This window comes from Marmoricola sp. URHA0025 HA25, assembly GCF_054059435.1.
Genome location: NZ_JBSSCD010000001.1, coordinates 1,144,098 through 1,156,565, shown reverse-complemented (window position 1 = coordinate 1,156,565; position 12,468 = coordinate 1,144,098). Strand labels below are relative to the sequence as shown.

The 12,468-nt window shown below is 71.3% G+C and carries 13 protein-coding genes; 6 read left to right on the top strand and 7 right to left on the bottom strand.

Going from position 1 to position 12,468, the window contains the following annotated elements:
• Window positions 1-82: 82 nt before the first annotated feature.
• On the top strand, window positions 83-349 hold the full coding sequence (locus ACVW00_RS05570; RefSeq protein WP_457113157.1) for a hypothetical protein: 267 nt from the start codon (window positions 83-85) through the stop codon (window positions 347-349).
• Here ACVW00_RS05570 and ACVW00_RS05565 read toward each other — a convergent pair whose 3' ends face one another.
• A complete protein-coding gene (locus tag ACVW00_RS05565; protein WP_457109910.1) occupies window positions 350-985 on the bottom strand; it encodes a hypothetical protein in 636 nt (211 codons plus the stop codon). It abuts the gene before it with no gap.
• Window positions 986-1,009: 24 nt separating this feature from the next.
• Between ACVW00_RS05565 and deoC the strand changes: the two genes are divergently transcribed.
• The 3 genes from deoC to ACVW00_RS05550 are packed head-to-tail and all read left to right on the top strand — an operon-like array spanning window position 1,010 to window position 4,307.
• Window positions 1,010-1,996, top strand: coding sequence for a deoxyribose-phosphate aldolase (gene deoC, locus ACVW00_RS05560; protein ID WP_457109909.1), 987 nt, complete (start codon window positions 1,010-1,012; stop codon window positions 1,994-1,996).
• Window positions 1,997-2,001: 5 nt separating this feature from the next.
• A complete protein-coding gene (locus ACVW00_RS05555; RefSeq protein ID WP_457109908.1) occupies window positions 2,002-3,450 on the top strand; it encodes an aldehyde dehydrogenase family protein in 1,449 nt (482 codons plus the stop codon).
• Window positions 3,447-4,307 (top strand): aldehyde dehydrogenase family protein, encoded by an 861-nt coding sequence (locus tag ACVW00_RS05550; protein ID WP_457109907.1) that lies wholly within the window; start codon window positions 3,447-3,449, stop codon window positions 4,305-4,307. The genes ACVW00_RS05555 and ACVW00_RS05550 overlap by 4 nt, the downstream gene beginning before the upstream one ends.
• Window positions 4,308-4,311: 4 nt before the next feature.
• On the opposite strand, the gene ACVW00_RS05545 is transcribed toward ACVW00_RS05550, so the two are convergent.
• Window positions 4,312-6,834, bottom strand: a complete 2,523-nt coding sequence (locus tag ACVW00_RS05545) for a response regulator (RefSeq protein WP_457109906.1) — start codon at window positions 6,832-6,834, stop codon at window positions 4,312-4,314.
• Between the two features lie 101 nt (window positions 6,835-6,935).
• On the opposite strand from ACVW00_RS05545, the gene ACVW00_RS05540 reads away from it, so the two are divergent.
• Window positions 6,936-7,568 carry a uridine kinase family protein gene (locus tag ACVW00_RS05540; protein WP_457109905.1) on the top strand — a complete coding sequence of 211 codons (633 nt, stop codon included), beginning with the start codon at window positions 6,936-6,938 and terminating at the stop codon, window positions 7,566-7,568.
• Here the strand turns inward: ACVW00_RS05540 and ACVW00_RS05535 are convergent.
• Window positions 7,542-7,976, bottom strand: coding sequence for a hypothetical protein (locus ACVW00_RS05535; RefSeq protein WP_457109904.1), 435 nt, complete (start codon window positions 7,974-7,976; stop codon window positions 7,542-7,544). The two genes, ACVW00_RS05540 and ACVW00_RS05535, sit on opposite strands and share 27 nt — an antisense overlap.
• Before the next feature lie 7 nt (window positions 7,977-7,983).
• Window positions 7,984-9,066: an adenosine deaminase gene (locus ACVW00_RS05530; protein WP_457109903.1), complete on the bottom strand. Its 1,083-nt coding sequence runs from the start codon at window positions 9,064-9,066 to the stop codon at window positions 7,984-7,986.
• Window positions 9,067-9,113: 47 nt separating this feature from the next.
• On the opposite strand from ACVW00_RS05530, the gene ACVW00_RS05525 reads away from it, so the two are divergent.
• On the top strand, window positions 9,114-9,566 hold the full coding sequence (locus tag ACVW00_RS05525; RefSeq protein WP_457109902.1) for a MaoC family dehydratase: 453 nt from the start codon (window positions 9,114-9,116) through the stop codon (window positions 9,564-9,566).
• 72 nt (window positions 9,567-9,638) lie between these two features.
• Here the strand turns inward: ACVW00_RS05525 and ACVW00_RS05520 are convergent, their stop codons facing one another.
• From ACVW00_RS05520 to ACVW00_RS05510, 3 genes are read right to left on the bottom strand one after another with little or no spacing between them, the layout of a single operon-like run.
• Window positions 9,639-10,925, bottom strand: a complete 1,287-nt coding sequence (locus ACVW00_RS05520) for a thymidine phosphorylase (RefSeq protein ID WP_457109901.1) — start codon at window positions 10,923-10,925, stop codon at window positions 9,639-9,641.
• Entirely contained in the window at window positions 10,922-12,079 is a 1,158-nt protein-coding gene (locus ACVW00_RS05515) for a cytochrome P450 (RefSeq protein ID WP_457109900.1), read from the bottom strand. Before ACVW00_RS05515 ends, ACVW00_RS05520 begins: the two co-directional genes overlap by 4 nt.
• The gene (locus ACVW00_RS05510) at window positions 12,057-12,461 is read right to left on the bottom strand and encodes a cytidine deaminase (RefSeq protein ID WP_457109899.1); all 405 of its coding nucleotides are present in this window, start codon (window positions 12,459-12,461) and stop codon (window positions 12,057-12,059) included. The genes ACVW00_RS05515 and ACVW00_RS05510 overlap by 23 nt, the downstream gene beginning before the upstream one ends.
• Window positions 12,462-12,468 lie beyond the last annotated feature (7 nt).

Here is a 12,468-nt window from a genome sequence, read left to right as displayed (position 1 = left end):
CTCCCCGACGCCAGCGTGGACTCGGTCGTCTCGGCGTTCACCATGTGCACGATCCCGGGATCTCGAAGGGGCGCTCGCGGAGATGCGACGCGTGCTGCGTCCCGGCGGGTCGCTGCACTTCGTCGAGCACGGTCTCTCGCCGGACGCGGAGGTCGCCGACCGGCAGCACCGGTGGACGCCGCGCTGGAGCAGGGTGGCGGGCGGGTGCCACCTCGACCGCGATGTCCCGTCGATCGTCGAGGACGCCGGATTCAACCTCTCCGACCTCGAGGCGTTCTACATGCCGGGCCCCGCCGCGGCGAAGCCGTTCGGGTGGCTCTCGATCGGCCGCGCCGAGCCGACCACCTGATCAGGAGAAGAAGCTCACCACGACCGCCACGGCGAGCAGCACCAGCCCGGACAGCTCCCACGTCGCCCAGGTGCGGCGCGGGCCCCGATCGTCGGCCGGCTCCGCTCGCGCCCGGTCGGCGGCCAGCAGGATCTGCTCGGTGACGAAGTCGGCGACGCCGTCCGCGTCGAGGTCGCCCTGCGGGCCCTTCGGCTTCGCGTTCTGGTCCATCGTGTACGTCGCACCGAGACCGGTGAGGCCGACGGCGCGCCTCGTGCTGGTCCGTCCGCCCCGCAGCGAACGCACCGGCCGACCGACGGCGACACCGTCGAAGCGACCGTCGTCGGTGTGGATGTGGGTGACCGCGCGGACCGAGACCCGGCGTACCTCCGCCAACGGGACGTGCCAGGAGCTGAAGGCGTTGCGCAGCTCGACCTCTCTCGTGCCGATCACCACGCGCGGCCGCAGCATGTAGCACCAGACGAGCAGGCCGAACATCGCGGTCACGAACGCGAACCGGATGGTGGGCACGGACCGGTCGTCGACGAGCACCACCACCAGCACCAGGCCGGCGAGAACCAGGCCGAACCAGCCCGCACCGGTGCCCGACGTCGGGGTGAACCGGCGCTCGCCGCCGCTGTCCGCCGAAGCACTCACGACACTGAGCCTAGACTGGCGGCCGTGACCACGTGGCAGGCAACGGCGCCGACGACCGGACCGGCGAGCTTCGCCCAGGAGACCGCCAACGAGGCATCGCTGCGGCGGTTCCTCCACGGCCTCCCGGGCGTGGACCAGGTCGGTGCCGAGCAACGCGCCGCGGCACTCGGCACCCGGTCCATCAAGACCGACTCCAAGCGCCAGGCGATCGACCTGGCGATCCGGATGGTCGATCTCACCACCCTCGAGGGCATGGACACCCCCGGCAAGGTCCGCGGGCTCGCGTCCAAGGCGATGCGACCGGATCCGGCCGACCCGACGTGCCCGGCCACCGCGGCGCTGTGCGTGTACGGCGACATGGTCGGCGTGGCCCGTGAGGCCCTGGGCTCGAGCGGCGTGCACGTGGCGGCGGTCGCGACCGCCTTCCCGAGCGGCCGCGCCGCACTCGACGTGAAGCTCGCCGACACCGTCGATGCCGTCGCCGCGGGCGCCGACGAGATCGACATGGTGATCGACCGCGGCGCCTTCCTCGCCGGTCGCTACCTCGAGGTCCACGACGAGATCGCCGCCGTCCGCGAGGCCTGCATCCGTCCCGACGGGTCGTCGGCGCACCTGAAGGTCATCCTGGAGACCGGCGAGCTCCAGACCTACGACAACGTCCGCCGTGCCGGGTGGCTGGCGATGATGGCCGGCGGCCACTTCATCAAGACCTCCACCGGCAAGATCCAGCCGGCCGCGACCCTTCCGGTGACGCTGGTGATGCTCGAGGCGGTCCGCGACTTCCGCGAGGCGACCGGCCAGCAGATCGGCGTGAAGCCGGCCGGTGGCATCCGCACCAGCAAGGACGCGATCAAGTACCTGGTGATGGTCAACGAGGTGGCCGGTGCCGACTGGCTCGACCCGGACTGGTTCCGCTTCGGCGCCTCGACGCTGCTCAACGACCTGCTCATGCAGCGCACCAAGATGCAGACCGGCCGCTACTCGGGCCCCGACTACTTCACCCTGGACTGATCACGATGCCAACCGCAAAGAACGCTGTCGAGTTCGAGTACTCCCCGGCACCCGAGGCGCGCAACGTCGTCGACATCAAGCCGTCGTACGGGCTCTTCGTCGACGGCGAGTTCGTCGACGGTCACGGGCGGTCGTTCAAGACGATCAGCCCGAGCACCGAGGAGGTGCTGGCCGAGGTCGCCGAGGCCGACGAGGCCGACGTGGATGCTGCGGTGAAGGCCGCGCGCCGCGCCTACACCCGGGTCTGGTCGAAGATGTCCGGTGCCGAGCGCGGCAAGTACCTCTTCCGGATCGCCCGGATCCTCCAGGAGCGGTCGCGCGAGTTCGCGGTGCTGGAGTCGATCGACAACGGCAAGCCGATCAAGGAGTCGCGCGACGTCGACGTACCCCTTGCTGCGGCGCACTTCTTCTACTACGCGGGCTGGGCCGACAAGCTCGAGTACGCCGGCCTCGGCGCCGATCCCCGACCCCTCGGTGTCGCCGGACAGGTGATCCCGTGGAACTTCCCGCTGCTGATGCTCGCGTGGAAGATCGCGCCGGCACTCGCGTGCGGCAACACCGTCGTGCTGAAGCCGGCCGAGACGACGCCGCTGACGGCGCTGCTGTTCGCCGAGGTCTGCCAGCAGGCCGACCTGCCGGCCGGGGTCGTGAACATCGTCACCGGCGCCGGTGAGACCGGTCGCCTGATCGTCTCGCACCCCGACGTCGACAAGGTCGCGTTCACCGGCTCCACCGACGTGGGCCGGGCGATCGCGAAGGCCGTCGCGGGCACCGAGAAGAAGGTGACCCTCGAGCTCGGCGGCAAGGCCGCCAACATCGTCTTCGACGACGCACCGGTCGACCAGGCGGTCGAGGGGATCGTCAACGGGATCTTCTTCAACCAGGGCCACGTCTGCTGCGCCGGCTCGCGGCTGCTCGTGCAGGAGTCCGTCGCAGAGGACGTGCTCGCCCGGCTCAAGCGCCGGATGGGCACGCTGCGGGTCGGTGACCCGCTGGACAAGAACACCGACGTCGGCGCGATCAACTCCGCCGAGCAGCTTGCCAAGATCCGCGAGCTCTCCGACATCGGCGAGGCCGAGGGCGCCGGCCGCTGGTCGCCGGAGTGCGAGCTGCCGAGCCACGGCTTCTGGTTCCCGCCGACGATCTTCACCGGCGTCAGCCAGGCCCACCGGATCGCGCGTGAGGAGATCTTCGGACCCGTGCTCAGCGTGATCACCTTCCGCACCCCGAAGGAGGCGGTCGAGAAGGCCAACAACACCCCGTTCGGGCTCTCCGCCGGCGTGTGGAGCGACAAGGGGTCGCGGATCCTCTGGATGGCGTCGCGGCTGCGGGCCGGCGTCGTCTGGTCCAACACGTTCAACAAGTTCGACCCGGCCAGCCCGTTCGGCGGCTACAAGGAGTCGGGCTACGGCCGCGAGGGCGGCCGCCACGGGCTGGAAGGCTACCTGCGATGAACGCGCGCCTGGACGTCCGGAAGACCTACAAGCTCTACATCGGCGGCGACTTCCCGCGCTCGGAGTCCGGTCGCTCCTACGTGGTCAACGACGCCAAGGGCCGGTTCCTGGCGAACGCCGCGCAGGCGTCGCGCAAGGACGCCCGCGATGCCGTCAAGGCGGCCAGGGCCGCCTTCGCAGGCTGGTCCGGCCGCACGGCGTACAACCGCGGGCAGGTGGTCTACCGCATCGCCGAGGTGCTCGAGGGCCGGCGCGACCAGTTCGAGGCCGAGCTGCGGAGCGCGGAGGGGCTCGCGGTCGGCAAGGCCCGCGCGTACGTCGACGCGGCGGTGGACCGGCTCGTGTGGTACGCCGGCTGGGCCGACAAGATCGCCCAGGTCACCGGCAGCGCCAACTCCGTGGCCGGGCCCTACTTCAACCACTCGGCCCCCGAGCCGACCGGCGTCGTGGCGATCGTCGCGCCGTCCGGCCCGCTGCTCGGGCTGGTCAGCGTGGTCGCGCCGGTGATCGTCACCGGCAACACGTGCGTGGTGGTCGCCAGCGAGCCGCACCCGCTCACCGCGATCACGCTGGGCGAGGTGATGGCCACCAGCGACCTGCCGGGAGGGGTCGTCAACGTGCTCACCGGCTCGGTCGCCGAGATCGCGCCCTGGCTCGCCTCGCACATGGACGTCAACGGCCTGGACCTGACCGGCGTGGCGGACGCCGAGCTGGCCCGCTCGCTCGAGGAGTCGGCCGCCGACAACCTCAAGCGGGTACGTCGTCCCGGCCTCGAGGACCTGCTCGCCCCGCCACCACTGGACCGGATGACCCGCTTCCTGGAGACCAAGACGGTCTGGCACCCGATGGGGATCTGACGGATCAGACCGCCGGGACCCACCGCTCCAGCATCGCCAGCACGACCTTCTTCTCGATCGGCTTCGCCAGGTAGTCGTCCATGCCCGCTGCCAGGCAGCGTTCCCGCTCGCCGTCGGTGACCGTCGCCGTCATCGCGATGATGGGCGTGCGCCGGCCGCCGCCCTCGAGTCGGCGGATCTCCCGGGTCGCGTCGTAGCCGTCCATCACCGGCATCTGCACGTCCATCAGGATCGCGTCGAACGAGCGCCGGCCGAGGAGCTCGACCGCCTGCCGGCCGTCGCCGGCCATCTCCGGGGTGTACCCCAGGTGCGTCAGCAGACCTGCGGCGACCAGCTGGTTGACCTCGCCGTCGTCGACGACGAGCACTGTCCCGCGAGAGCCGACGCTCGTGGGATCCGGCACAGCGACGGGCTCGTCCGGGGCGCGGTCGGCGACGACCCTTTCCAGGGTGCGCCGGAGCCGGGACATCAGCACCGGCTTGGTGAGGGCAGCCGAGATCGACGCCGCACGTGCCTCGGCGTCGGTCACCGTCGGACCGGAGGTCATCAGCACGAGCGGTACGCCGGCGAGCGTCGGTTCGGCCTGGATGCGCCTCGCGAGGTCGAGCCCGTCGACGTCGGGCATGCACAGGTCGAGCAGGCCGACGTCGTACGGCCGGCCGGCCAGGGACGCCTCGCGCAGTCGCTCCATCGCGGGCCCGGCGCCGTCGACGACGTCGACGGACATCTCCCAGTGGTGGAGCTGGTCGTGCAGGATGGTGCGGTTGGTCGCATTGTCGTCGACCACGAGGACGCGGAGCCCGATGAGCGAGGACGAGGCCGATGAGGTGGGCACCGGGACCTCGTGGCTCAGCTCGAGCGGGACCGCGAACCAGAAGGTGCTCCCGGCGCCCGGGGAGCTCTGCACGGCCAGCTGTCCGCCCATGGCATCGACGAGCTGACGGCTGATCGACAGACCGAGCCCGGTGCCGCCGTACTCGCGAGTGGTCGAGGAGTCGGCCTGGGAGAAGGGTTCGAACAGCCGGTCGCGGTCCTGCGGCGCCAGCCCGATCCCGGTGTCGGTGACCTCGAAGCGGACCACGTACCGGTCGTCGACGCGGTCGTCGAGTCCGACCCGGACGATCACCTCCCCCTGGGCCGTGAACTTCACTGCGTTGCCGGCGAGGTTGAGGAGCACCTGGCGGATCCGGTGCGGGTCTCCGCGCAGCCCGCTCGGCAGCTCCGGTGAGCAGTACGCCAGCAGCTCGAGCCCCTTCGCCATCGCGGGTTCGCCGACGATCTCGGCGACGCTCTCGACCAGCTCGACGAGGTCGAAGTCGATCTCCTCGAGCTCCAGGTGGCCGGACTCGATCTTGGAGAAGTCGAGGATCTCGTTGATGACGCCCAGCAGCCCTTGTCCGGCGGTCTGCACGCCCTCGGCGTACTGCCGCTGCCGTTCATCCAGGCTCGTGGTGAGCAGCAGCTCGTTGAGCCCGATCACGCCGTTCATCGGCGTCCGGATCTCGTGGCTCATCGTGGCGAGGAAGGTCGACTTCGCCCGCGAGGCGGCCAGGGCGTCGTCACGCGCTCCGGCGAGGTCGCGGCGCAGCTCGGTCTCCGCCACGAGCAGCCGCCAGACCCGCAGCACGGTGATCGCGACGATCACCACGCCGGCGACGACGCCCTCGGTGGCCGGGACGTCGCGGCCACGGACGGCGGCTGCGAGCAGCAGTGCGGGTGGGACCAGCAACGGGAGCACGGCGAGGCCGAGCTGCCCGAGCGGTGTGCGGACGGCGCGGGCCTCGTCGACCGGCGCGGTCGGGTCGGGGCGGCGCCAGGTCGAGGTCGCCATCAGCAGACCGCCGACCATCCAGCCCACGTCCAGGACGGCCAGGAGCTCACCGGAGGCCCACGCCTGCATGTAGCCGAAGTCCGAGGCCAGCCAGCAGCCGATGCCCACGGCGAAGGGCACGCCGAGCACCTCCCGGTGCGCGCGGACGGACAGCATCCGGATCGCCAGGGCAAGGAGGACCGCGTCGAGCACCGGGTAGCCGCCCAGGACCAGACGGGTGGACATCGAGACCGAGGTGTCGGTGACGATGCCGCGCACCGCGACGCTCCAGAGCAGGAGGACGGTGACGACCGCCACGGTCAGCGCATCCACCGCGGCGTCGGTGTTGATCCTGCGCGCATCGTGGCGCTGGCTCAGCACGATCGCGAGCATCGCCGCCGCGAGGAAGACGTAGCTGGCGTAGTACGCGATGTCGGCGAGCGAGACGTCCGGATCGCGCCCCGACCAGGTGTACAGGTCGTAGACCACGTCCCCGAGCGCCGAGGCGGCCAGACCGGTGGTGATCAGGAGCAGCACGCGTCGGCGGTCGGGCGAGGAGCGCGTCCCGAGGGCAGCGACCACGGGCGCGGCGAGGATCACCGCCAGGTACGTCGTGTCGCCCAGCGGGCCCGAAGGCCGCACCAGGTGCAGGACGACGAGGGCCGCGGTCAGCGCCCCGAGCACGATCGCGGGCCGCTGCGGGGTTCGCACGACCACTCCGGTCAACCTCCCTGTCCCCCTCAGGGTAGGTCGTCAAAGGCTGGTTTTGCCCTGCTTTGGCCGCGTGTCCCCGCCCGCACGGATGTGAGACTGTCCGGGTGCCAGCGCCGGTCCGCTCCAGGGTGATCGTGATCGCCGGGCCGTCAGGGTCCGGCAAGACGCGACTGTGTCGTCGGCTCGGGCTCCCGGTGCTGAGCCTCGACGACTACTACAAGGACGGCGACGACCCGTCGCTGCCGACCGTCGACCTCGCCGGCGGTGCCCCGATCGTCGACTGGGACTCCCCCGGCTCGTGGCGCCTCTGCGACAGCCTGGCGGCCATCGAGACGCTGTGCCGCGAAGGTGCGGTCGACGTGCCGGCGTACGACATCTCGCAGAGCCGGCGCACCGGCCGGCACCGGCTGGAGCTCGCGGGGTCGGCGTACTTCGTGGCTGAGGGCATCTTCGCCCAGGAGGTCGTCGCGCAGTGCCGGGAACGTGGTCTTCTGGCGGCCGCCATCTGCCTGACCCAGCACCCGGTCGTGACGTTCCTCCGCCGGCTCAGCCGCGACCTGCGCGAGCACCGGAAGCCCCCCGGCGTGCTGGTGCGCCGGGGGCTGCGCCTGCTGCGGGAGCAGCGCCGGGTCGTGGCGCACGCCGAAGCGCTCGGGTGCGTCGTCCTCCACCCGGACGCGGCGTACACGTGGATCCAGGGACTGGTCGCCTCAGCCCCTGACCGGCCGGCCCGGTAGGGCGAGCAGGGCCGACCACTGGGCCACCGCGCACGCGGCCACCACCAACATGCCCGTCCACGCGCCCGGCAAGGCGTGGTAGTCGTCGAGCCGGTTGACGTTCGAGAGCCCGAACCACATCCCGAGCGCGACCAGCGACGCGACCCACGCCGCCGCCCGGCGCATCCACCACCGGTCCAGGACCACGGCGGCGACGCCGATCAGCACCACTCCGATGACGAACCACGGGTATCCCTCGGTGCTGTCGCCGAGCGCCCGCCAGCCGGACGAGGTGATGACGGCATCGCGCTCGCTGTCGTAGTGCCTGAACCATGGCAGGCCGAGGTCGACCAGGGCGCCGATCACGGCTGCGACCTGCAGCGCGTCGGCGAGATCGCGCGCGCGACGTCGTCCCGAGTCGTCGGTCACGCCGACCTCACTTCCCTTCGGCGGCCAGGGCGGCGTACCCCGGCTTGACCACCTCGTTGATGATCCGCAGCCGCTCGTCGAACCGGAGGAACGCCGACTTCATCGCGTTGACGGTGAACCACTGCAGGTCGTCCAGACCGTAGCCGAAGGCCTCCGAGAGCGCGGTCATCTCGCGGGTCATCGACGTCCCGCTCATCAGCCGGTTGTCGGTGTTGACCGTGACCCGGAAGCGCAGCTCGGTCAGCAGGCCGATCGGGTGCTCGGCGATCGACGGCGCTGCGCCCGTCTGGACGTTCGAGTGCGGGCACATCTCCAGCGGGATCCGCTTGTCCCGGACGTACGCCGCCAGCCTGCCGAGCACCGGCTGCCCGTCCGTGCCGGTGGTGATGTCGTCGATGATCCGGACCCCGTGGCCCAGGCGGTCGGCCCCGCACCACTGGATCGCCTCCCAGATCGACGGCAGCCCGAACGCCTCGCCGGCGTGGATGGTGAAGTGCGCGTTCTCGCGCTGGAGGTACTCGAAGGCGTCCAGGTGTCGCGTCGGCGGGTAACCGGCCTCGGCGCCGGCGATGTCGAAGCCGACCACCCCGTCGTCGCGGTGCGCGACCGCGAGCTCGGCGATCTCCCTCGAGCGCGCCTGGTGGCGCATCGCGGTGAGCAGCTGGCGCACGACGATCGAACCACCTGCCGCGGCCTGACCCTCGTCGAACCCGTGCTGCACTGCCGCGACGACCTCCTCGAGCGACAGGCCGGCTTCCAGGTGCTGCTCCGGGGCGTAGCGCACCTCGGCGTACACGACGCCGTCCGCGGCGAGGTCCTCGACGCACTCACGGGCGACCCGGGCGAGGTTGTCGGCGGTCTGCATCACGGCGACGGTGTGGGTGAACGTGTCGAGGTAGCGCTCCAGCGACCCGGAGTCGGCCGACTCGGTGAACCACCGGCCGAGCGAGTCGGCATCGGGTGCCGGCAGATCGTGGCCCGCCTCCGCGGCCAGCTCGACGATCGTCGCGGGCCGCAGGCCGCCGTCGAGGTGGTCGTGGAGCAGGACCTTCGGGACGCGGTGGATCAGCTCACGGGTAAGTTCTGCCATGGCCGCCATACAACCAGAGCCCCCGAGCTGACCCAGGAGTGTCGTCGATGCGCGTGTTCAGCACCTTCGAGGAGATCGAGGCCGCCGCGGGCGAGGAGATCGGGACGACGGACTGGGTGGAGATCACCCAGGACCGGGTCAACCAGTTCGCCGACGCCACCGGCGACCACCAGTGGATCCACGTCGACGAGGAGAAGGCGAAGGCGGGTCCGTTCGGCGGCACCATCGCCCACGGCTACCTCACCCTCTCCCTGGTGCCGTGGCTCAGCTCTCTGGTCTTCGACCTGGACACCCCCGGCGCGAAGCTGAACTACGGCGTCAACAAGGTCCGCTTCCCCAACCCCGTGCGGGTCGGCTCGCGGGTCCGCGCCCGGGTCACCGTCGGCGAGGTCACCGATCTCGCGGCCGGCAAGCAGCTCACCCTGCGCTACGTCATCGAGATCGAGGGCCAGGACAAGCCGGCCTGCGTCGCCGAGACCGTGGTCCTGCTGCTCCCCTGACCGTCGAGTTGGGGGTCCCTACCCGTTCAGTTCGGAAAGAATTCCTCGATTCAACGGTCAGGATTCCCCAACTCAACGGATGCGGGCGTGGACCAGTGGTGTCGGTGTGTACGCCGTGCCGGCGGGCGCGATGTCGAAGCCTCCGTCGAGGGACTCCAGCGCGCGCTCGAACCGGTCCGGCTCGTCGGTGTGCAGGGTCAGCAGCGGCCGGCCCGCGGTGACCTGGTCGCCCGGGCGGGCGTGCCACTCGACCCCGGCTCCGGCCTGCACGTCGTCGCCCTGCTTGGCCCGGCCGGCGCCGAGCCGCCACGCGGCCAGGCCGACCGCCATTGCATCCAGCCGGGTCAGCACGCCCGAGGCGGGTGCCGTCACCACGTGCTGGTCGGTCGCCGTCGGCAATGGCGCGTCGGGGTCACCGCCCTGCGCCGCGATCATCGACCGCCAGGTGTCCATCGCGGCGCCCGAGGCCAGCACGTCGGCCGGGTCGACGTCCTCGCGACCCGCGGCGGCCAGCATCTCGCGAGCCAGCTCCAGGGTCAGCTCGACGACGTCGGCGGGACCGCCTCCGGCCAGCACCTCGACCGACTCGCGCACCTCGAGGGCGTTGCCGGCGGTCAGCCCCAGCGGCGTCGACATGTCGGTGAGCAGGGCCACCGTGCGCACCCCGGCGTCGGTGCCGAGCGCGACCATCGTCTCGGCGAGCTCGCGTCCACGGTCGAGGTCCTTCATGAACGCCCCGGTGCCGACCTTCACGTCGAGCACCAGCGATCCGGTGCCCTCCGCGATCTTCTTGCTCATGATCGAGCTCGCGATCAGCGGGATGGCCTCCACCGTGCCGGTCACGTCGCGCAGCGCGTAGAGCTTCTTGTCCGCCGGCGCCAGCCCGGCGCCGGCGCCGCAGATGACCGCGCCGACGCTCTCGAGCTGGGCGAGCATCTCCTCGTTGGACAACGAGGCCCGCCAGCCCGGGATCGACTCCAGCTTGTCGAGCGTGCCGCCGCTGTGCCCGAGGCCCCGGCCGGAGAGCTGGGGAACCGCCACGCCGCACGCGGCGACGAGCGGGGCCAGCGGCAGCGTGATCTTGTCCCCGACCCCGCCGGTCGAGTGCTTGTCGGCGGTCGGCCGCGACAGGCCGGAGAAGTCCATCCGCTCGCCCGAGGCGATCATCGCCGCCGTCCAGCGGGCGATCTCGCGCCGGCCCATGCCGTTGAGCAGGATCGCCATCGCCAGCGCAGACATCTGCTCGTCGGCCACGACACCGTTGGTGTAGGCATCGACGACCCAGTCGATCTGGCTGTCGGAGAGCTCGCCGCCGTCACGCTTGGCGACGATCACCTCGAGGGCGTCGTGCTGGTTCATGGTTTCGCCTTCCTGCTCACCGGCACACTCTTGTGGCCGCGGAGCACGAAGGTGCCGCGGCTCTCGGGCTCACCGGCCAGCGCCAGCGAGGGGTACGTCGCGACCAGCGTGGCCAGCGACTCGTTCAGCTCCATCCGCGCCAGCGGGGCGCCCAGGCAGAAGTGCACGCCGACACCGAACGCGACGTGGTTGTTCGGCGCCCGGTCGACCCGGAACTCGTCCGGCGCCTCGAAGACGGCCGGGTCGCGGTTGGCCGAGCCCAGGAGCACGGCGATCCTCTGCCCGGGCTCGACGACGACACCGCCCACCTCGACCGGCTCGGTCGCGGTGCGCTCGAAGAGCTGCAGTGCCGAGTCGAAGCGGAGCATCTCCTCGACGGTCGGAGCGAGGTCCTCGGCCGGCCGGAGGCGTCGACGCAGCATCGCGACCAGCCCGTTGCCGAAGACGTTCACCGACGCCTCGTGGCCGGCGTTGAGCAGCAGCACGACGGCTGCCACGACCTCGTCCTCGGAGAGCTCGGTGGAGACCAGGTCGCTGATCAGGTCGTCGCGTGGGTCCGCCCTGCGCTCGGAGACGAGCTCGCGGACCAGACCGGCGAAGTCACCGGCCGCGGTGACCGCGGCATCGACCACGTCGGGGCCGGGGGCCGGCTCGTACATCCGCACGATGGCCTGCGACCACCGGCGCAGCGAGGACGCGTACGACGCCGGGACGCCGAGCAGCTCGGCGATGACCAGGACGGGGAGCGGCTCGGCGTACTGGCCGATCAGGTCGAAGTCGTCGTCGACCTCGGCGAGCAGCTCGGCCGCCAGCTCGCGCACGCGCGGCCGCAGCCGCTCGACGTGCCCGCGGCTGAAGGCGGCGGCGACCGGCCGGCGGAGCCGAGTGTGCTCGGGCGGCTCGTTCTCCATCATCTGGTTGCGGTGCAGCAGATTGAACGGCTCGAGGTAGCCGGCCGGCTCACGGTCGCGCCAGAGCCTGCCGAGCCGCCGGTCGCGCTGGATCGCGCTCACCGAGGCGTGGTCGAAGGCGAGATACATCTGCGTCGGCTCGTGCCAGGCCACGGCGTGCCGGGCGCGCTCCTCGGCGAGGTACGGGTACGGATCCGCGACGACCTCCGGGGAGCTCAGGTCAATCGAGGTCGTGCTCGACATGCTCGAGGTCCTCCGGCCCGAACGCCTGCGGCAGGACCTCGGACATCGGCAGCTCGCCCTTCGGCGTGAGCAGCACCAGCTCTGGCCCGCCGTTCTCCCAGAGCAGCTGCCGGCATCGTCCGCACGGCATGATCACCTCTTCGTGCTTGTTGACGCACACCACGTGGGTGAGCCGGCCACCGCCGGTGACGTGCAGCTGGGAGACCATGCCGCACTCCGCACACAGCGCCACGCCGTACGCAGCGTTCTCGACGTTGCACCCGACGACGGTGCGGCCGTCGTCCACCAGGCCGGCCGCCCCGACCTGGTAGTCGGAGTACGGCGCGTAGGCCTTGCGCATCGCGGCGACGGCCGCGCCGCGCAGGTCGTCCCAGTCGGTCACCCTGCCC